Origin of the sequence: Streptomyces qinglanensis, from assembly GCF_900111245.1 — a bacterium.
GTDB classification, from domain to species: Bacteria; Actinomycetota; Actinomycetes; order Streptomycetales; family Streptomycetaceae; genus Streptomyces; species Streptomyces qinglanensis.
Window position 1 is genome coordinate 358,402 of the sequence record NZ_FOGO01000004.1, and the last position, 19,031, is coordinate 377,432.

Sequence of the window (19,031 nt, forward strand, 5' to 3'; positions counted from 1 at the left end):
CGGTCCGGCCGCGGCTCGGCAGCGCCCGCGAGGGTCAGATCCACCCGTTGCGGACGGCGTACAGGGCGAGCTGGAATCGGCTGCTGGTCCCGGCCCGGTGATTGAGCTGCTCCAGGTTGCGGGAGAGCGTACGCCGGCTGATCCCGAGCAACTGGGCGATGGTGTCGTCGGTGACGCCGGTGCCGAGCAGTTCCAGGATCCGCAGGTGCAGCGGACGCAGCGAGGGCGGTACCCGGTCGCCGAAGTGCATCGGATACGCCGCGCGCCAGGCGGTTTCGAAGAGGCCGGTGAGGGCGGACAGCAGGCTGGAGGGGCGCACCAGGAGGAGGGAGTCGTTGACCTCGGCCTCGACGAAGGACATCGAGACGATGGCCAGGCACCGGTCGAAGACCGTGAGCTTGACCGGCACCGTGGGCAGCACCCGGGCGTGCTCGCCCGCCGCTACGCAGGGCTGGATGTTGGCGGCGTAGTAGGAGTGGTTCTGCACGGCCGACTTCGAGTAGACGACGCGGTATTCCACCCCGCGTTCCAGATTGCCCACCTCGGTCGGATTGGCTCCTGCCGGGATGTGGTAGGGCGGTGAGTCGAATCGCAGGACCTGGGAGTCGACCGTTCCCTCCACGTGCAGGATCCGGTCGGGGATCCCGGCTCCCCGCACCACCTCGAGGAGGTCCTCGGTGGGCTGGGGGCACACCGAGCGCCGGTAGTCGCGGTAGGCGTTGACGGCTGAGACGTGTGCCAGATGGAGTTCCGCCGCTCTGCTGTGGGAGAGGTGCCCGAGGGCGAGGGCGGGGTCCACCGGGGCGGCGTCGGTGCCGTCGGGGCCGTGCGCCGAAGCCAGTCCGAGTTCGACGAGACGGGCGACGCACGTCCTCACCTCCTCCGGCTGCCGGCCGAGGTGCTCGGCCAGAGCGGCAGTGCTGGTCCGGCCGCTGTGGAGCATGCCCAGATAGGTCGCAGCCTCCGGAGACGTCAGGCCGAGGCGGCACAGATGCCCGGACAGGTCGTCGCTCATGAGGGTCCCTCACGTCGGGCGGACGAGTGCGTGTGCGGAGGAGGGGGAGACGTACGCCTCCGGCGGGATCGGGCCGAGATAGTGGCATGCCCGGGCCGCCGCTGCAACGGGCCCTTCGGGAACGGCAGCCGACGGCGGTACCGCACAGCGGTGGGCTTGGCATGTACTGACCAGCTCTGGCTACTGGCGAGGGATGGACACCGGGTGAGCCGACCGGGGTGTACACAGTCGTTGCCGGGTCCGTGCCCCTGGACCAGGCCCCCCCTCGATCCTGGAGTCGATGTGAACTCCCCTGCCCGCATACCGGTTCTCGCCGCCCTCGCCGCGGCCGTCCTCACCGCCGTCCTCGCCCCACCGTCGCAGGCGGCGCCGCTCCCTCCGGACGGCCGGATCCGGACCGTGGCCGATGCCCTGCCCGGCCGCTACATCGTGGCGCTCGAGGAGACGAAGGCGGCTGCCGCCTCCGTACGCGACGAGGCCGCCCGGATCGCCCGCGCCCACGGCGCGGACATCCGCCACACCTACGGCACGGCGCTGCACGGATACGCCGCCGGGATGACCGCCGAGCAGGCCCGCCGGACCGCGGCCGACCCGGCCGTGGCGTACGTGGAACAGGACGCCGAGCACCACGGCTCCGCCACCCAGAAGGACCCGCCGTCCTGGGGGCTGGACCGGATCGACCAGCGGAACCTGCCCCTCGACCGTCGCTACACGTACGACACCGAGGCGACCGGCGTCACCGTGTATCTGGTCGACAGCGGACTGCGCACCACGCACGCGCAGTTCGAGGGGCGGGCGAGCATCGGCGTCGACGAGGTCGGCGACGGACGCAGGGGGCAGGACTGCCTCGGCCACGGCACCCATGTGGCGGGCACCGTCGGCGGCAAGGACCACGGGGTGGCCAAGGGCGTCCGGCTGGTCGCCGCCCGCGTGCTGAACTGCAGGGACTCGGCCAGCACTTCGTCGATCATCGCCGCGGCCGACTGGATCACCGCGCACGCCGCCAAACCCGCCGTCGTCAACATGAGCATCAACGGAGGGGCGAGCCGCAGCGAGGACGAGGCCATCGAGAAGTCCATCGCCTCCGGCGTCACCTGGGTCGTCTCCTCCGGCAACGACAACGAGGACGCCTGCGGCAACTCCCCGGGCGGTGTCACCGACGCGATCGTCGTCAACAACGCCGACTCCACCGACACTCGGCGCTCGGATTCCGACTACGGTCGCTGTACGGACCTCTTCGCACCGGGCACCTCCATCACCTCGGCGTGGAACACCAGCGACACGGCCACCAAGTCGCTCAGCGGGACCTCGATGGCGGCACCGCACGTCACGGGAGCCGCCGCCCGCTACCTCTCCGGCCACCCCGATGCCTCTCCGGCCGACGTGCAGGCGGCCCTGATCGGCGCCGCCACGGAGAACAAGATCAAGAATGCCGGCTCCCACACGCCCAACCGCCTGCTCTGCACCGATGCCACCGGGTCGGGTGGGGGGACGGTGGTGTTCTCGGACGGTTTCGAGTCGGATCGGGGTTGGCGGGTGGATGGTGCGGGTTCGGATACGGCGTCGTCGGGGGTGTTCGAGCGGGGTGTGGCGGAGCAGACGGTGTCGACGTACAGCAATCAGGTCAAGCAGTTGGCTGCGGTGTCGGGTTCGTATGCGTTGACGACGGGTGCTGCGGCGGGTGGTGCGTATGGGGACAACGATCTGGATGGTGGGCGCACGACGGTGTTCTCTCCGTTGATCGCGTTGCCGGAGGGGGGTTCGTTGTCGTTGCGGTTCTCCTACAACGTGGCTCATGGGGACAACTCGGATGCGGAGGACTATCTGCGGGTGAGGGTGTTGGAGGGGACTTCGCCGACGACGGTGTTCGAGCGGAAGGGCTCGGCCAGTGAGGTGGCCGGGCAGTGGCGGGAGGGCACGGTCGATCTGTCGGCGTTCGCGGGCAAGTCCGTGCGTGTGTATCTGGAGGCCGCCGACGCCGGTTCGGCCAGTCTCTTCGAAGCCCAGGTGGACGACCTCAGCATCACCCGCAACTGAACCGAGCGGCACAGCCGGAGGCGGGACGCCGCACCTGCCCCGCCTCCGGCCCCCTCCCCTTCCCGACCGCTGCCGAGGAGGCGACGTCCGGCCGTGTACCTGTCCACCATCGACCGACCCCGAGGCGGCGACCACGCGCGCCGGGGCATGCGCGGTACCGTCGCCGCGGTCGGTACGAACGTCCTGGCGCTCGGAACGGTGAGCCTGCTCACCGACATCTCCGCGGAGATGGTCACCGCCGTCCTGCCGCTCTACTTCGCCCTTGCGCTCCACATGGGACCGGCCGCCTACGGCTTGATGGACGGCCTCTACACCGGAGCGACCGCCCTGCTGCGGCTGGTGGGAGGCTACGCCGCCGACAGGACCCGCAGACGCAAGGCCGTCGCCGGGGCCGGCTACGGCATCTCGGCCCTGGCCAAGCTGGGTCTGGTGGCCGCCGGCTCCTCCGTGCCCGCCCTCGGCGCAGTCATCGTCGCCGACCGGGCCGGCAAAGGACTGCGCACCGCGCCACGGGACGCGCTGATCACCCTCTCGGTCCCCGAACCCCTGCTCGGCCGGGCGTTCGGCATCCACCGGACGATGGACAGCATGGGTGCCTTCGCCGGGCCGCTGGCCGCCCTCGGCCTCCTCGCGGTCGTCGGTGCGACCTCCCCGGCAGCCTTCCACGCCCTGTTCCTCACCAGCTTCTGCATCGCCGCCGCCGGACTGCTGGCCCTGGCCGGTCTCGCCCGCGACCCCCGAGACGAGCGTTCCGTCGCCCCGGCCGCCGTCAGTTTCCGCAGGGCCGGGGCGCTGCTGCGGTCTCCGGCGCTGCGCAGACTGCTCTGCGCCGCCGGGCTGCTGGGCCTCGCCACAGTCGGCGACGGCTTCGTCTACCTGCTGCTGATGCGCCGTCAGTCCATGCCCGCGGGCTGGTTCCCGCTCATGGCGGTGGGCACCAACCTCGTCTACCTGCTCCTGGCCGCACCGCTGGGTTCGCTCGCTGACCGGCTCGGCCGCCGCACCGTACTGCTGGCCGGCTACGGCGCGCTCCTCGCCGTCTACCTGCTGCTGAGCAGCCCACTGTCCGGCGCCCGGCTGACCGTGGCGGCGCTGTGCTGCTACGGCACCTTCTACGCCGCCACCGACGGAGTCCTGATGGCCCTGGCCGGTCCGCTCCTGCCGACCGCGTTGCGCACCACCGGCCTGGCCTGTGTGCAGACCGTCCAGGCGCTCGCCTACTTCGGTTCCTCCGTCGCCTTCGGCCTGGCCTGGTCCGGCTGGGGGAGCACCGCGGCGACCGCAGCCGCCGCCGGAGCCACCCTGCTGGCCGTCACCGCCACGGCCGTCCTCCTGCGGGACCACACCGATGAAGGAGCCGAGGCATGACCCGCCGTGGCGCACGCCTGATCGCGGGGGCGGCGGCCGTCGTCGCGCTGGCCGTCCTGGCGGCCCTCTCCATCGCCCACGCCCGAAAGAGCGCGTCACCGGCCGGGTCGACAGCCGGCGGGGTCTCGCTCACCCCCGGGCCGCGGCTGGTGGCCCGCAGCACCGCGCCGGGCAGCGACGGCCGGCTGGTCTCCGTCCCGGCCGGCACCCCGGGGGGCAGGCGCGCCGTCTCGTCCCGGTCGTGCGCCAGGGTGTACGCGGCCGGCGGCACCGGGGTGTGCCTGCGCCTCGGCCGCGGCCTGACGACGTACCGGCTCGCGGTCCTCGACGCACGCCTGCACACCGTCCGGGAGATCCCCCTGGTCGGTGTGCCGAACCGGGCGCGGGTCTCGCCCAGCGGCCGGATGGCGGCCTGGACCGTCTTCGTCACCGGCGACTCCTACAACGGAGGACAGTTCTCCACCCGCGCCGGCATCCTCGACACCCGGACCCAGGAACTCGTCCCCAGCCTGGAGGAGTGGGCGGTCACCGTGGCGGGCAAGCGCTACCGCGCCGCCGACCGCAACTTCTGGGGTGTCACCTTCGCCCCCGACGACCGCCACTTCTACGCGACCATGTCCACCGGCGGCCACCGCTACCTCGTCCGCGGCGACATGGCCACCCACCGCATGCGCACGCTGAGGGACAACGTGGAATGTCCCTCCCTCTCGCCCGACGGCACCCGCATCGCCTTCAAGCACGCGCGCGACGGCGATCCGGCACACGGCTGGCGCCTGTCGGTGCTGGACCTCGCCACCGGCCGGGTGACCCCGCTCGCCGAGACCCGCAGCGTCGACGACCAGGCGGCCTGGACCGACCTGCACACCGTCGCCTACTCCGTTCCCCGCGGGCGGGCCCGCGCCGACGTATGGGCGGTCCCCGCCGACGGCACCGGCACGCCCCGCGTTCTGATCCCCGACGCCGAATCCCCCGCCGCCCTCGGCACCACCGCCCCTGCGGCGCAGTGAACGGCGTGTTCGGCCTCCGGGCCGTGGGCCGGCCCGTCCGGCCCATCCGGTGCCGAACCGCCGGCGCCCGGAACCGTGACCGCTTCACACCTCCGGGAGACCTGCTGCCATGCACCGCACCGAGATCCGCTTCACCTGTGCGGCGACACCGGAGGTGATCCGCGCGACCCGCCACCGCCTCTCGGCCGCCGTGCGCGGCTGGAACCTTCCGCGGGATCCGCGCGGGGACGTCAGTAGTCCTGGGAGGAGGCGGTCATCCCCCGGGTGCCGCCGCGCATCTTCTGGATGTGCAACTGCCGGGTGAGCCGGATGACCGGGCGGATCAGCAGCTCCACGCTGCCGAACACGAAGCACCAGGTTCCGGTGCGGGTCCACTCGGGTGAGAAGAACATGATGCTGCCGATGAGGAACCAGACCGCGATCAGGACGTCGTTGGCGATGCTGGCCGTCTCGTAGCGCTGCCGGACGACCAGCTCCTCCTTGCCGAGATGCAGGGTGAGACTGCCGCTTCTGTGCTGATGTGGGGGGTTGTGAGACACGGTCAGGAACGCTAGCGGATCTCACCCGGTGCCGTGCAGCGCCTTGGCCGTCGCCGGGTCGGCCGGGAGAAAGGTCTCCACGGCGAGTTCGGAGACGGTCACATCCAGCGGGGTGTTGAAGGTGGCGATGGTGGACAGGAACGAGAGGGTCTGTCCACCGTGCTCGATGACCAGGGGCAGCGCGAACTGCGGCCGGTCCCCGGGCACGGGAGCCGCGGCGTCCCCGAGCGCGGGGGAGTCCGTGTCCGGCACCGGGTAGGCGGCGACCTCGTCGTGCAGGGCCCGCAGCGCGGGGGAGCGGTGCAGGGCGAGTTGCCGGCTCATCTGGTCCAGGAGGTGGCCCCGCCACTCGGCGAGGTTGCGGATGCGGGGCGCGAGCCCTTCGGGGTGCAGGGTGATCCGCATGGCGTTCAGCGGGGGTTCCAGCAGGTGCGGGGCCACCCCCTCCAGCAGTGCGGCCAGGCCGGTGTTGGCGGCCACCACCGTGTAGCAGCCGTCGAGCACCAGTGCGGGGTAGGGCTGGTAGGCGGCGACCATCTGCTCCAGTGCGACCCGCACCTCCCGGAGGGCCGGGTCGTCCAGCGGGGTCGCGGCGAAAGCCGGCGCGAAGCCGGCGGCCAGCAGCAGCGTGTTGCGTTCCCGTACCGGGACGTCCAGGGTGGCCGCCAGCTTGAGGACCATCTCCCGGCTGGGCGCGGTGCGCCCGGTCTCGATGAAGCTGACGTGGCGCGCGGAGGAGTCGGCGCGCAGCGCCAGTTCGAGCTGGCTGAGCGCCGCGCGTTCGCGCCACCCGCGCAGCAGTGTCCCGACGGAAGGGGCATCGGAGTGCGTCCCGGACAGAAGCGTCATGGACCAGACGGTAACCGACGCCGCATGGCAGGCTGGGGCCCCGGACCGCCGTCCGGCCGGCCCGCAGCCGATCGAGGAAGGGACCCTCATGGCGCCCCAGCCGCTGACCCCCGAGGAGACCGAGCAGGCGCTGGCCGGTCTCCCGCACTGGACGACCGACGGCGACAGCGTCTCGCGCAGCTACTCCCTGCCGGGGCACCTTCCCGCGGCGGCGATGGCGATGCACATCGCGGCGCTGCAGGAGGAGCTCGACCACCATTCGGAGCTGACGCTGGGCTACAACACGCTCTCGGTCACCGTCAACACGCACAGTGTCGGCGGGCGGATCACCGAGCTGGACATCGCCCTGGCCCGGCGGATCGAGGAGATCGCGCCGGGCCACGGGGCGAGCTGAGGGCCGCGCGCCGCGGCGGCGGCCTCGGCGGGTGTCAGTCGCCGGTCCAGTTCATGGTGTCCGGGTCGGGGCCGATCCGGGTGTCGGTGTTGAGTTCCGCGATCCGGGCCATCTCCTCGCCGCTCAGCTCGAAGTCGAAGAGGTCGATGTTCTCCCGCACCCGGGACGGGGTGACCGACTTGGGGATCACCACGTTGCCGAGCTGGAGGTGCCAGCGCAGCACCACCTGCGCCACGGTCTTGCCGTGCCGCTCGGCGATCCCGCCCAGCGTCGGGTCGTCGAGCAGGTCACCGCCCTGCCCGAGCGGCGACCACGCCTCGGTGGCGATGTGGTGGTCGGCGTGGAAGGCGCGCGGCACCGACTGCTGCAGCCTGGGGTGCAGCTCGATCTGGTTGACGGCCGGTACCGTCCCGCCGAGCTGGATGATCCGGTTGAGGTGGGCCGGCTGGAAGTTGGAGACCCCGATGGCGCGGGCGCGCCCGTCGGCGTGGATCTTCTCGAAGGCCCGCCAGGTCTCCTCGTACCGGTCGGCCTCCGGCATCGGCCAGTGGATCAGGTACAGATCGACGAAGTCCAGGCCGAGCTTGGCGAGGGAGGCGTCGAAGGCGCGCAGGGTCGTGTCGTACCCCTGGTCGGCGTTCCACAGCTTGGTGGTGACGAACACCTCGTCGCGGGGCAGGCCGGAGGCGGCCAGCGCCCGGCCGACCCCCTCCTCGTTCTCGTACGCCGCCGCGGTGTCGATGCTGCGGTAGCCGGACTCCAGCGCCGTGGTCACCGCCGTGGCCGCCTCGTCGGCCGGCACCTGCCAGACGCCGAAGCCGAGCTGCGGCATCGTGACGCCGTTGTTGAGCGTGATGGTGGGAACGTTGCTCACGCGTGGGTCCTTACGTTCAGTGTTGTGCGTGCGTTGCTTCGCTGTCGGCGTTTTTCCGCCCCCGAGGTCAACGAGCACCGCCGGACATCTGTTCCGTGTCGAACACAGTTTCGTGCAGGTCCGGGACCGGATCGCGCTCAGCCCCGGTACAGCGCCTCGATCTCGGCCGCGCAGGCCGCCTCGATCGCGGCGCGCCGCAGCTTCAGCGACGGAGTCAGCAGTCCGTCCTCCTCGGTGAAGGGTGCAGCGAGGATGCGGAACGTGCGGATCGACTCCGCCTGGGAGACCTGGGTGTTCGCGGCGACCACCGCCCTGCGCATCTCCGTCTCCAAGTCCTCGTCCCGCAGCAGGTCAGCGGGGTCCGTCTCGGGTTTCTGGCGCATCGCGAGCCAGTGCTGCACCGCCTCCTCGTCGAGCGTGAGCAGTGCGGAGACGTACGGGCGGTCGTTCCCCAGCACGATGCACTGCCCGACGAGCGGATGCTCGCGGACGCGGTCCTCCAGCGGGCCGGGTGAGACGCTCTTGCCGCTGGAGGTCACCAGGATCTCCTTCTTGCGGCCCGTGATCGTCAGATAGCCGTCGTCGTCCAGCGCGCCCAGATCGCCGGTGGCGAACCAGCCGTTGCGCAGGGTGCCCTGGGTGGCACGCGCGTTGTTCAGATAGCCGCCGAAGATCTGACCGCCGCTGACCAGGATCTCACCGTCCTCGGCGATCCGCACGGTGGTGCCGGGCACCGGCTGCCCGACGGTGCCGAAGCGGGGGCGCTCGGGCGGATTGGCCACGGCGGCGGCCGTCGTCTCGGTCAGCCCGTAGCCCTCGAAGATCCGCATTCCGGCGCCGTCGAAGAACAGCCCCAGCCGCCGCTCCATGGCCGAGCCGCCCGACATGGCGTACCGGCAGCGGCCCCCCATGGCATCCCGCAGCTTGGCGTAGACGAACTTGTCGTAGAACTGGTGCTGCATCCGCAGCGAGGCGCCGGGACCCGGGCCGGTGCCGAACGCCTTGTGCTCGACGGCCTCCGCGTACCGGACGGCCACCTCCACGGCCTTCTCGAACGGGCCGAGGCGCCCCTCGGACTCGGCCTTGCGCCGCGCGCTCGCGAAGATTTTTTCGAACAGGTGGGGGACCGCCTGGATGAAGGTGGGGCGGAACGCGGCCAGGTCGGGCAGCAGCGCCCGCGCCGTCATCTCCGGCTGGTGCCCCACCTTGAGCCCGGCCCGCACCGCCGCGACCTCCACCATCCGGCCGAAGACGTGGGCCAGCGGCAGGAACAGCAGCAGGGAGCCCTGCTCCCCGGCCTTGGCGCTGAAGACCCGGTCGTACCGGGCGATGATGTTGTCGGTCTCGGCCATGAAATTCGCATGCGTGATCACACAGCCCTTGGGGCGGCCGGTGGTCCCGGAGGTGTAGATGACGGTGGCGACCGTGTCCGGGGTGAGCGCGAGCCGGTGCCGGTGGACGACCTCGTCCTCGAGGTGCGCCCCCGCGGCGATCAGCTCCCGCACCGCGCCGGAGTCGAACTGCCACAGCTTCTCCAGCCGCGGCAGCCCGTCGACGACCGAACCGATGGTCATCGCGTGGTCCTCGTGCTCGACCACCGCGGCCGTCACCTCGGCGTCGTACAGCATCCAGGCGACCTGTTCGGCCGAGGAGGTCGGGTAGACGGGCACGGACTGGGCACCGAGTGTCCACAGCGCGAAGTCCAGCAGCGTCCACTCGTAGCGCGTACGCGACATCAGCGCCACGCGGTCGCCGAACCGGACGCCCTGGGCCAGCAGCCCCTTCGCGACGGCCATGACCTCGTCCCGGAACTGTGCCGCCGGTACGTCCTGCCAGTCGCCGTCCGGACCTTTGCGGGCGAGCAGCGGCAGGTGGGGGGTCCGGTCGGCGTGCGCGAAGACGGCATCGGCCACCCCGCCGACCTGGGGCGTGGTCGTCAGGGCCGGAACGGTGAACTCGCGCAAAGGCTCTGCTCCTCGACTGCGCAGTGCCAGGTGGCACCGCGCGAGGACCGTATCCGATGGCAGGCCGTGATCGGCAGGGGTGTCGATGCAGGTCAGTCGGTCAATTGGGACAGTTCGCCGACCCCCTCGCGGATGACCGCGAGGCCGTTTCCCCGCCCGCCGGAATTCTGCACGGAATATTCGCGAGCGAACCGGAGCGTTTGCGAAAGGTGCGGGTCGTCGGAGGCTGGTGTGACAGCGGGGGGAGCGGCGTCCCACGGGGCCGCCGGGGTGTGTTCCCGGTGCTCCCGGTGCTCCCGGTGCTTCCGGGGCTTCCGAGGATTCCGGAAGAGCGATTCCGCAGATCGGTATGTTGGTCGGCATGCGCCGCATCGCCCGCCTCCTGGACCCCTACATCCTGCTGCTGGTGGCCACCGTGCTGGTCGCCGTCCTGCTGCCCGCATCGGGCGGGGTCGCGCACGGGTTCACCTGGGCCACCAAGGCGGCCGTCGGCCTGCTCTTCTTCCTCTACGGGGCCCGGCTGTCCACCCGCGAGGCGGTGGACGGGCTCCGCCACTGGCGGCTGCACCTGGCCGTCGTGGCATGCACCTTCGTCGTCTTCCCGCTGCTGGGGCTCGCCTCCCGCGGGCTCGTCCCCTATGTGCTCACCCCGCAGCTCCAGGACGGGCTGCTCTTCCTCTGCCTCGTCCCCTCCACCATCCAGTCGTCGATCGCCTTCACCGCGCTGGCCCGGGGCAACGTGCCCGCCGCCATCTGCGCGGGCACCTACTCCAGCCTGCTCGGCATGCTCGCCACCCCGCTGCTGGCCGCCTGGCTCATCGGCGGCCGGGCCGCGCTCTCCGCCGACGGCCTGCTCGGCATCGCCGCCCAACTGCTGGCGCCCTTCCTCGCGGGGCAACTGCTGCGCCGCCGCCTGGCCGGCTTCCTGACCCGGCACAAGCGGGCGCTGGGGTACGTGGACCGCTCCTCGGTGCTGCTCGTCGTCTACACCGCCTTCAGCCAGGGCATGACCGAGGGAGTCTGGAGTGCGGTCAGTCCCGCCCGGCTACCGGCCCTGCTCGGTGTGGAAGCCCTCCTGCTGGCCGCCATGCTGGGACTGACCTGGTGCGGGGCTCGCCGGCTGGGCTTCGAGCGGGCCGACCGGCTGACCATCTGCTTCGCGGGCTCCAAGAAGTCCCTGGCCGCCGGACTGCCCATGGCCAGCGTGCTCTTCGGCGCCGAGGCGAGCGTGGCCGTCCTGCCGCTGATGCTCTTCCACCAGATGCAGTTGCTGGTCTGCGCCTACCTGGCCCGGCGGTGGGCCCGGGAGCCGTCCGCTCCGGGCACCGGTGCGGAACCGGTGCCCGAACGGGACACCGCCGCACCCTGCCCGAGCACGGTCCGCGGCTGACAGGCGGCACCAGCGTGCCGCGCGCCCCGGCTGGGCTGCCCCCCCCGCAGTCGGCTCAGCCGGCGCCCGCGGCCGGCCCAGCCGACGAGACCGCCTCGGCCGACGCGGTCGGCAGTGTCAGCCGGTGCGCCCCCGCGTAGATGTTCATCGAGGAACCGCGCAGGAACCCGACCAGGGTCAGCCCGGCCTCCTCCGCCAGGTCGACGGCGAGCGACGACGGCGCCGAGACGGCCGCCAGTACCGGGATGCCCGCCATCACCGCCTTCTGCGCCAGTTCGAACGAGGCGCGCCCCGAGACCATCAGCAGCGCGTCGCGCAGCGGGAGCGCGCCCTCCTGCGCCGCGCGGCCCACCACCTTGTCCACGGCGTTGTGCCGTCCCACGTCCTCGCGTACGTCGAGGAGTTCGCCGGTGGCCGAGAACAGCGCCGCCGCGTGCAGCCCGCCCGTCCGGTCGAACACCCGCTGGGCGGCGCGCAGCCGGTCCGGAAGTCCGGCCAGCAGCGCGGTGCCGAGGCCGTGCGGACGTGCCCGGTCGAGCTCCCAGTGCGCCGTGGTGCGGACCGCGTCCAGACTGGCCTTGCCGCACAGCCCGCAGGAGGACGTGGTGTAGACGTTGCGCTCCAGCCCGGCGAGGTCGGGTGCGGGGAGGTGCGGGGCGAGGCGCACGTCGACCGTGTTGTAGGTGCGGGCGCCGTCCTCGTCGCGGGCGTCTCCGCAGTAGGAGATCCCGGCGACGTCCTCGGCAGCGGCGACGACTCCCTCGCTGACCAGGAACCCGGTCGCCAGCGCGAAGTCGTCGCCGGGGGTGCGCATGGTGACCGCCAGCGGCCTGCCGCCGAGCCGGATCTCCAGCGGCTCTTCGGTGACGAGGGTGTCCGGACGTGTGCTGACCGCGCCCTCCCGGACGCGTACGACGGGGCGTCGCGCGGTGACCCTGCCCATGGTGCCCTCACCTCCTGGTCGCTCCGACCCTAAGGCAACCGGTCGGCCGCTGCGGGGCGTGGCGGCCGGCAGTCTTTGTCCATTCTCAGGAAGAAGTCGCACGGGTTTGTGCAGAACTTCTTTCCAACGTCGGCCGCCGCTGCTACGTTCCCCGTACTTTCCCGGACACGACGCCGACACGTACGGCTGGAGGGGTAGCGGTGAGGCGCATGACTGCACGGCCCGCGAACGCGCACCAGGCGCGGCTGCTCCGCCTGCTGCGTGACGGCGGCCCGCGCTCCCGCGCCGAACTCGGGGACCGGGTCGACCTGTCCCGCTCCAAGCTGGCCGTCGAGGTGGACCGGCTGCTGGAGACGGGGCTGGTCGTCGCGGACGGCCTCGCCGCCTCCCGGGGCGGGCGCCGCTCGCACAACATCCGGCTGGCGCCCGGCCTCCGCTTCCTCGGGGTCGACATCGGCGCCACCTCCGTCGACGTCGCGGTCACCAACCCGGAACTGGAGATCCTGGGCCACCTCAACCAGCCCATGGACGTCCGCGAAGGCCCCGTCGCGGTCTTCGACCAGGTGCTGGCGATGGTGGCCAAGCTCCGCGACAGCGGGGTCGCCGACGGATTCGACGGCGCGGGCATCGGGGTTCCCGGGCCCGTCCGATTCCCGGAGGGCACACCGGTCGCACCGCCGATCATGCCCGGCTGGGACGGCTTCCCCGTCCGGGAGGCGCTCAGCCAGGAACTGGGCTGCCCGGTGATGGTCGACAACGACGTGAACCTGATGGCGACCGGCGAGATGCAGGCCGGGGTCGCGCGTTCGGTGCGGGACTTCTTCTGCGTCAAGATCGGCACCGGGATCGGCTGCGGAGTGGTCGTCGGAGGTGAGGTGCACCGCGGAACCACCGGCAGCGCAGGCGACATCGGCCACATCCAGGTCGAACCCGACGGCCGCCAGTGCGCCTGCGGCAACCGCGGCTGCCTGGAGGCGTACTTCGGCGGCGCCGCCCTCGCCCGGGACGCGGAGGAGGCCGCCCGGGAGGGCCGGTCGCCCGAACTGGCCCGGCTGCTGGCGGAGAAGGGGCGGCTGGACGCGGCCGACATCGCCACCGCCGCCTCCGCTGGGGACGGCACCTCGCTCGACCTCATCCGGGACGGCGGCGCCCGGGTGGGCCAGGTCATCGCGAGCCTGGTCAGCTTCTTCAACCCCGGCCTGGTGGTCATCGGGGGCGGTGTCACCGGGCTCGGCCACACCCTGCTGGCCAGCATCCGCACCCAGGTCTACCGCCAGTCGCTGCCGCTGGCGACCGGCAACCTCCCCATCGTCCTGGGCGAACTGGGGCAGGTCGCAGGGGTGACGGGCGCCGCCCGGCTCACCAGCGACCACCTGTTCTCGCCCGCGTAGCCCCTGGTCCCGGCGCCCCCGGACACCGCACACACCGCACCGCACCGCACGCACGCACCACCTCCCCGGTCCCCGGCCGGCGAAGTGCCCCGGCTCGTACGACGCACAGCGCAGCGCACCGCACCAGCAACTGATCGACGGCACCGCTCCCGCACGGCGAACTCCCGTACGACCCCTGGGACGGAGGTCCTGCATGCCCCTGTTGACTATGTCCGGAATCACCAAATCGTTCCCCGGTGTCCGTGCGCTGGACGGTGTCGACCTCGATGTCGAGGAAGGCGAGGTGCACTGCCTGCTCGGCCAGAACGGCGCGGGCAAGTCCACCCTCATCAAGGTGCTCGCGGGCGCCCACCAGCCCGACGGCGGTGAGATCGCCTGGCGCGGCGAGCGGGTCCGGCTGCCCACCCCGGTCTCCGCGATGCGGCTGGGCATCGCCACCATCTACCAGGAACTCGACCTGGTGGAGCACGTGTCGGTGGCGGAGAACGTCTTCCTCGGCCACGAGATCGCCACCCGCGGCCTGGTCCGCCCGCGTGCGGCGCGGGCTCGGACGGCGGAACTGCTGGCCCGGCTCGGGCACCCCGAGATCGACCCGGCCGCGCTCGTGGGCTCCCTCTCCGCCGCCGGAGCGCAGATCGTGTCCATGGCCCGGGCCCTCTCGCACGACGTACGGCTGATCGTGATGGACGAGCCGTCCGCGGCGCTCGACCCCGACGAGGTCGACAACCTCTTCCGGATCGTCGGCGACCTGACGGCCGACGGCGTCGCCGTCGTCTACATCTCCCACCGGCTGGAGGAGATCCGCCGGATCGGGGACCGGGTCTCCGTCCTCAAGGACGGCCGGGTCGCCGCCCGCGACCTGCCGGCCCGCAGCACACCCACCGACGAACTGGTCGCCAGGATGACGGGCCGGGACGCACGGCAGGTCTTCCCGCGCCGCTCGGCGCAGGACGCGCCCCGCGCCGAGCCGGTACTGGTCGCCGAAGGGCTGGCGCGGGCAGGCGAGTTCGAGCCGCTCGACCTGGAACTGCGGCCCGGCGAGATCGTGGGGCTGGCCGGGCTGGTGGGCTCCGGCCGCTCGGAGCTGCTGGAGACGCTCTACGGCGCACGCCGCCCCACCGCGGGACGCGTCCTGGTGGACGGCAGGCCGCTGCGTCCGGGCAGCATCCCCGCCGCCGTACGTGCCGGGCTGGGACTGGCGCCCGAGGAGCGCAAGTCCCAGGCGCTGCTGATGCTGGAGTCGGTCACCCGCAACGTCTCCGTCTCCTCGCTGCCCCGCTTCTCCCGCGGCGGCTGGCTGGACCGGGCCCGGGAGCGCGCCGAGGCCCGCAGCCGCACCCGCGAGCTGGCGCTCAGCCCCGACGACCCCGAACGGCCGGTGCGCACCTTCTCCGGCGGCAACCAGCAGAAGGCGGTGCTGGCCCGCTGGCTGCTGCGCGGCTGCCGGGTGCTGCTGCTGGACGAGCCGACCCGCGGCGTCGACGTCGGCGCCCGCGCCGAGTTGTACGCCGTCATCCGGCGGCTCGCCGACTCCGGGGTGTGCGTACTGCTCGTCTCCAGCGAGCTGCCCGAGGTCCTCGGCCTCGCCGACCGGGTGCTGGTGCTGCGCGAGGGCCGGGTGGTGCATGCGGCCCCCTCGCACGAACTGGACGAGCACCGGGTGCTCGACCTCGTGATGGAAAGCACCCCGGAATGAGCGGCGCCCCCGCACCTCCCGGCCCCTGCCGGGGTGCGACAGCGGGCCGCGCGGCCGCGCCCGCCCTCCGGCGGGCGGCGCCCGCGCATCCACCCACCGGCCTCCGTCCCCTCAGAGGTGACCCGTCATGAACTCACCAGCAACCGCGACCAGTGAGCCCGGTGCGCCCGCACCCCCGGCGGACCGGCCACCCGCCGTCCGCCGCCTCCCGCTCGACGTGCGCCATCTCTCGCTCATCGGGGTGCTGGCCGCGCTCGCCGTCGTCGGGGCGATCACCAAACCCGACGAGTTCCTGGCGGCCGAGAACCTCCGCCTCGTCCTCACCCAGGCGTCCGTCATCGGCGTCGTCACCGTCGGCGTCACCTTTGTGATCATCGGAGGTGGCATCGACCTGTCGGTGGGCGCCGTCGTCGCGCTCGCCTCGGTGTGGGCGACGACGCTGGCCACCCAGGACTTCGGCCTCGGCGGGATGCTGCTGTGCAGCGTGCTGGTCGGCGTCGGCTGCGGACTCGTCAACGGGCTGCTGGTCGCCTACGGGCCGATGGTGCCCTTCATCGCCACCCTCGCCATGCTCGCCTCGGCCCGGGGACTGGCGCTGCAGATCAGCGACGGCAGGACGCAGGTCGTCACCGTCGACGCCGTGCTCGACCTGGGCGTCAAGGACTCCTATGTGCTGGGCGTCCCGCCCATCGTGCTGGTGTTCGCGCTCGTCTGCGTGCTCGGCTGGCTGCTGCTCAACCGCACCACCTTCGGACGCCGCACGGTGGCGGTCGGCGGCAACCCCGAAGCCTCCCGGCTGGCCGGCATCGCCGTGCGACGGCAGCGGCTGCTGCTCTACCTGCTCTCCGGACTGTGCTGCGGGATCGCCGCGTTCATGCTCGTCATCCTCACCGGCTCGGGCCAGAACACCAACGGCAACCTGTACGAACTCGACGCCATCGCAGCCGCGATCATCGGCGGCACGCTGCTCAGCGGCGGTCGCGGCACGATCCTCGGCTCGGTGCTCGGCGTCCTGGTCTTCACCACCATCACCAACCTGTTCGCCCTCAACAACCTCCAGACGGACATCCAGCAGATCGCCAAGGGCGCGATCATCGTCGCGGCCGTCCTGGTCCAGAAGGGTCGTTCCACACCATGAACATCAGACCGAGCACCCCCGACACCCCACCCGAGTCCCGCCTCCCGGCCACCAGCCGCCGCAGCATGCTCTTCGGTACCGCGGCAGCCGGAGCGGCCCTCCTCGCCACCGGCTGCACCAGCAACGAGAACAACGACGACGCGGACACGGACTCGGCGGGCGCCGAGGTCGCCGACGACAAGCCCGGCAAGAAGGTCACCATCGGCTTCGCCGGTCCGCAGGCCGACCACGGCTGGCTCAACGCCATCACCACCCAGGCGAAGAAGCGCGCCGGGAAGTACCAGGACGTCACCCTGGAGGCCACCGAGGGCTCCAACGACAACGCCACCCAGGTGGGCCAGGTCGAGACGCTCATCAACAAGAAGGTCGACGTGCTCGTCGTGCTCCCCGCCGACGGCAAGGCCCTCACCCAGGTCGGCCTCAAGGCCATGCGGGCCGGCATCCCCGTGGTCAACCTCGACCGGGTCTTCTCCTCGCAGCAGGCGTACCGCTGCTGGATCGGCGGCGACAACTACGGCATGGGCCTCAACGCCGGGCACTACATCGGCGAACAGCTCAAGGACAAGAAGAGCGCCAAGGTCGTGGAACTCGCCGGGATCGACAACCTGGAGCTGACCCGGCAGCGCACCAAGGGGTTCGACGACGCGCTCGAGAACTACCCGAACGTCAAGAAGGTCGCCCGGCAGGCCGCCGAGTTCACCGTCGAGTCCGGGCAGCAGAAGATGTCCGAGCTCCTCCAGGCCCAGCGCAGCTTCGACGCCCTGTGGAACCACGACGACGACCAGGGCGTGGGCGCCGAACGCGCCATCAAGCAGGCGGGCAGGGACGAGTTCTTCATGGTCGGCGGCGCCGGGTCCAAGCGCGTGATGCAGGCCATCAAGGACGGTGACAGCGTCATCAAGGCCACCGTCCTCTACCCGCCCACCATGGCCGCCTCCGCCATCGACCTGGCCCGCGCCCTCGGCCAGGGCAAGGGCATCGCGGGCATGGCCGAGTACGAGATCCCCGCCCAGGTCACGCTCTACTCCGCGGTGGTGACCGAGAAGAACGTCGAGGAGTACCTCCCGATCGGCTTCACCTGACAGCCCGGGCCGGCGGCCCCGTTCGCCGGGACCGCCCGCCGCACCGTCCGGACCGCTGACGCAGATCCGGGGGCACCTTCCGGCCCGGGGCCGGAGCAGGAGTCCCTCAAGAGGGAGGACCTCGATGCCGTACGACAGCACCGCGCCCGCCGCCGCGCCGCCCCTGGGCGTGGGCATGGTCGGCTACGCCTTCATGGGCCAGGCGCACTCGCAGGGCTGGCGCACCGTGGGGCGGGTCTTCGACCTGCCGCTGCGGCCCGCGCTGGCCGCCGTGTGCGGGCGGGACCCGGCGGCCGTGCGCACGGCCGCCGAGCGGCTGGGCTGGGCCGCCGCCGAGACCGACTGGCGGGCGCTGATCGCCCGCCCGGACGTCCAGCTCGTCGACATCTGCACACCCGGCGACAGCCACGCCGAGATCGCGATCGCGGCGCTGGCGGCGGGCAAGCACGTGCTGTGCGAGAAGCCGCTGGCCAACACGGTCGAGGAGGCCGAGGCCATGGCCGCGGCGGCGCGCGCGGCCCGGGAGCGCGGCCAGGTCGCCATGGTCGGCTTCAACTACCGCCGCACCCCCGCGCTGGCGCTCGCGCGCCGCATGGTGGCGGACGGCAGACTGGGGGAGCTGCGGCACGTGCGGGTGTGCTACCTCCAGGACTGGCTGGTCGACCCCGCCTTCCCGCTGGCCTGGCGGCTGCGCCGGGAGGCGGCCGGCTCCGGAGCCCTCGGCGACCTGGGGGCGCACGCCGTCGACCTCGCCCAGCATCTGGCCGGTGCCCCGCTGGCCGGAGTCTCGGCGCAGACCGAGACGTTCGTGCGGGAGCGCCCGCTGCGGGAGGGCGAACCGGACGGGGAGCGGGGCCCGGTCACCGTGGACGACGCCGCGGTCTTCACCGGCAGGTTCGGCTCCGGGGCGCTGGCCTCCTTCGAGGTCACCCGGGTCGCCGCGGGCCGCAAGAACGCGCTGCGCGTCGAGCTGAACGGCACTCTCGGCTCCCTCGCCTTCGACCTGGAGCGCCTCAACGAGCTGGAGTTCCACGACCACACCCAGACCGCGGGGGAGGCCGGATTCCGCCGCATCCTGGTCACCGAGCACGACCATCCCTACCTGGAGGCGTGGTGGCCGCCCGGCCACGGCCTCGGCTACGAGCACACCTTCACCCACCAGGCCCGCGATCTGGTGCACGCCGTCGCGACGGGCACTGCGCCGGCCCCTTCTTTCGACGACGGGCTCCAGGTCCAGCGGGTGCTGGCCGCCGTCGAGGAGAGCGCCGGGCGGGACTGCGTCTACACACCGGTCCAGCACGAGGCATCCGCGGCCGGGGCGGCCGCGGCAACCGCCTAGGAGGT

Annotated in this window: 16 protein-coding genes; 10 read left to right on the forward strand and 6 right to left on the reverse strand. The window is 72.3% G+C overall.

Going from position 1 to position 19,031, the window contains the following annotated elements:
- Positions 1 to 34 precede the first annotated feature (34 nt).
- Positions 35 to 1,015: a helix-turn-helix transcriptional regulator gene (locus BMX65_RS11405; protein WP_075000086.1), complete on the reverse strand. Its 981-nt coding sequence runs from the start codon at positions 1,013 to 1,015 to the stop codon at positions 35 to 37.
- Between the two features lie 282 nt (positions 1,016 to 1,297).
- Here BMX65_RS11405 and BMX65_RS11410 point away from each other — a divergent pair, with 282 nt between their 5' ends.
- The 3 genes from BMX65_RS11410 to BMX65_RS11420 all read left to right on the forward strand — a co-directional run bounded on the left by BMX65_RS11410 (position 1,298) and on the right by BMX65_RS11420 (position 5,427).
- Entirely contained in the window at positions 1,298 to 3,052 is a 1,755-nt protein-coding gene (locus BMX65_RS11410; protein ID WP_239502014.1) for a S8 family serine peptidase, read from the forward strand.
- 93 nt (positions 3,053 to 3,145) lie between these two features.
- Complete coding sequence (locus BMX65_RS11415; protein WP_075000087.1) at positions 3,146 to 4,420, forward strand: MFS transporter; 1,275 nt, start codon at positions 3,146 to 3,148, stop codon at positions 4,418 to 4,420.
- Positions 4,417 to 5,427 (forward strand): TolB family protein, encoded by a 1,011-nt coding sequence (locus BMX65_RS11420; RefSeq protein WP_075000088.1) that lies wholly within the window; start codon positions 4,417 to 4,419, stop codon positions 5,425 to 5,427. The genes BMX65_RS11415 and BMX65_RS11420 overlap by 4 nt, the downstream gene beginning before the upstream one ends.
- Before the next feature lie 230 nt (positions 5,428 to 5,657).
- On the opposite strand, the gene BMX65_RS11425 is transcribed toward BMX65_RS11420, so the two are convergent.
- Together BMX65_RS11425 and BMX65_RS11430 are read right to left on the reverse strand one after the other, a co-directional pair.
- Complete coding sequence (locus tag BMX65_RS11425) at positions 5,658 to 5,966, reverse strand: YrhK family protein (protein ID WP_075000089.1); 309 nt, start codon at positions 5,964 to 5,966, stop codon at positions 5,658 to 5,660.
- Between the two features lie 21 nt (positions 5,967 to 5,987).
- Positions 5,988 to 6,815 carry a helix-turn-helix domain-containing protein gene (locus BMX65_RS11430; protein ID WP_075000090.1) on the reverse strand — a complete coding sequence of 276 codons (828 nt, stop codon included), beginning with the start codon at positions 6,813 to 6,815 and terminating at the stop codon, positions 5,988 to 5,990.
- Here BMX65_RS11430 and BMX65_RS11435 point away from each other — a divergent pair.
- Positions 6,814 to 7,209, forward strand: a complete 396-nt coding sequence (locus BMX65_RS11435) for a 4a-hydroxytetrahydrobiopterin dehydratase (RefSeq protein WP_338068939.1) — start codon at positions 6,814 to 6,816, stop codon at positions 7,207 to 7,209. The two genes, BMX65_RS11430 and BMX65_RS11435, sit on opposite strands and share 2 nt — an antisense overlap.
- A 34-nt stretch (positions 7,210 to 7,243) precedes the next feature.
- On the opposite strand, the gene BMX65_RS11440 is transcribed toward BMX65_RS11435, so the two are convergent.
- Together BMX65_RS11440 and BMX65_RS11445 are read right to left on the reverse strand one after the other, a co-directional pair.
- Positions 7,244 to 8,083 carry an aldo/keto reductase gene (locus BMX65_RS11440; protein ID WP_075000091.1) on the reverse strand — a complete coding sequence of 280 codons (840 nt, stop codon included), beginning with the start codon at positions 8,081 to 8,083 and terminating at the stop codon, positions 7,244 to 7,246.
- 137 nt (positions 8,084 to 8,220) lie between these two features.
- Positions 8,221 to 10,047, reverse strand: a complete 1,827-nt coding sequence (locus BMX65_RS11445; RefSeq protein WP_075000092.1) for an AMP-dependent synthetase/ligase — start codon at positions 10,045 to 10,047, stop codon at positions 8,221 to 8,223.
- Between the two features lie 361 nt (positions 10,048 to 10,408).
- Here BMX65_RS11445 and BMX65_RS11450 point away from each other — a divergent pair, with 361 nt between their 5' ends.
- On the forward strand, positions 10,409 to 11,437 hold the full coding sequence (locus tag BMX65_RS11450) for a bile acid:sodium symporter family protein (RefSeq protein WP_075000303.1): 1,029 nt from the start codon (positions 10,409 to 10,411) through the stop codon (positions 11,435 to 11,437).
- Between the two features lie 55 nt (positions 11,438 to 11,492).
- Here the strand turns inward: BMX65_RS11450 and fdhD are convergent, their stop codons facing one another.
- Positions 11,493 to 12,380: a formate dehydrogenase accessory sulfurtransferase FdhD gene (gene fdhD, locus BMX65_RS11455; protein ID WP_075000093.1), complete on the reverse strand. Its 888-nt coding sequence runs from the start codon at positions 12,378 to 12,380 to the stop codon at positions 11,493 to 11,495.
- Positions 12,381 to 12,589: 209 nt separating this feature from the next.
- On the opposite strand from fdhD, the gene BMX65_RS11460 reads away from it, so the two are divergent.
- The 5 genes from BMX65_RS11460 to BMX65_RS11480 all read left to right on the forward strand — a co-directional run bounded on the left by BMX65_RS11460 (position 12,590) and on the right by BMX65_RS11480 (position 19,026).
- A complete protein-coding gene (locus tag BMX65_RS11460) occupies positions 12,590 to 13,771 on the forward strand; it encodes an ROK family transcriptional regulator (RefSeq protein WP_075000094.1) in 1,182 nt (393 codons plus the stop codon).
- A gap of 193 nt (positions 13,772 to 13,964) precedes the next feature.
- Entirely contained in the window at positions 13,965 to 15,467 is a 1,503-nt protein-coding gene (locus tag BMX65_RS11465) for a sugar ABC transporter ATP-binding protein (RefSeq protein WP_075000095.1), read from the forward strand.
- 127 nt (positions 15,468 to 15,594) lie between these two features.
- Entirely contained in the window at positions 15,595 to 16,605 is a 1,011-nt protein-coding gene (locus BMX65_RS11470; RefSeq protein ID WP_075000096.1) for an ABC transporter permease, read from the forward strand.
- Positions 16,602 to 17,687 carry a substrate-binding domain-containing protein gene (locus tag BMX65_RS11475; protein WP_075000097.1) on the forward strand — a complete coding sequence of 362 codons (1,086 nt, stop codon included), beginning with the start codon at positions 16,602 to 16,604 and terminating at the stop codon, positions 17,685 to 17,687. The genes BMX65_RS11470 and BMX65_RS11475 overlap by 4 nt, the downstream gene beginning before the upstream one ends.
- A gap of 124 nt (positions 17,688 to 17,811) precedes the next feature.
- Positions 17,812 to 19,026, forward strand: coding sequence for a Gfo/Idh/MocA family protein (locus BMX65_RS11480; RefSeq protein WP_075000098.1), 1,215 nt, complete (start codon positions 17,812 to 17,814; stop codon positions 19,024 to 19,026).
- Positions 19,027 to 19,031 lie beyond the last annotated feature (5 nt).

What these genes read in the sequence shown, in the direction of transcription:
- BMX65_RS11405 (WP_075000086.1), bottom strand. Translation starts at nt 1,015, where the DNA reads ATGAGCGACGACCTGTCCGGGCATCTGTGCCGCCTCGGCCTGACGTCT.
- BMX65_RS11420 (WP_075000088.1), top strand. Translation starts at nt 4,417, where the DNA reads ATGACCCGCCGTGGCGCACGCCTGATCGCGGGGGCGGCGGCCGTCGTC.
- BMX65_RS11435 (WP_338068939.1), top strand. Translation starts at nt 6,814, where the DNA reads ATGGACCAGACGGTAACCGACGCCGCATGGCAGGCTGGGGCCCCGGAC.
- BMX65_RS11430 (WP_075000090.1), bottom strand. Translation starts at nt 6,815, where the DNA reads ATGACGCTTCTGTCCGGGACGCACTCCGATGCCCCTTCCGTCGGGACA.
- BMX65_RS11450 (WP_075000303.1), top strand. Translation starts at nt 10,409, where the DNA reads ATGCGCCGCATCGCCCGCCTCCTGGACCCCTACATCCTGCTGCTGGTG.
- fdhD (WP_075000093.1), bottom strand. Translation starts at nt 12,380, where the DNA reads ATGGGCAGGGTCACCGCGCGACGCCCCGTCGTACGCGTCCGGGAGGGC.
- BMX65_RS11460 (WP_075000094.1), top strand. Translation starts at nt 12,590, where the DNA reads ATGACTGCACGGCCCGCGAACGCGCACCAGGCGCGGCTGCTCCGCCTG.
- BMX65_RS11465 (WP_075000095.1), top strand. Translation starts at nt 13,965, where the DNA reads ATGCCCCTGTTGACTATGTCCGGAATCACCAAATCGTTCCCCGGTGTC.
- BMX65_RS11470 (WP_075000096.1), top strand. Translation starts at nt 15,595, where the DNA reads ATGAACTCACCAGCAACCGCGACCAGTGAGCCCGGTGCGCCCGCACCC.
- BMX65_RS11475 (WP_075000097.1), top strand. Translation starts at nt 16,602, where the DNA reads ATGAACATCAGACCGAGCACCCCCGACACCCCACCCGAGTCCCGCCTC.
- BMX65_RS11480 (WP_075000098.1), top strand. Translation starts at nt 17,812, where the DNA reads ATGCCGTACGACAGCACCGCGCCCGCCGCCGCGCCGCCCCTGGGCGTG.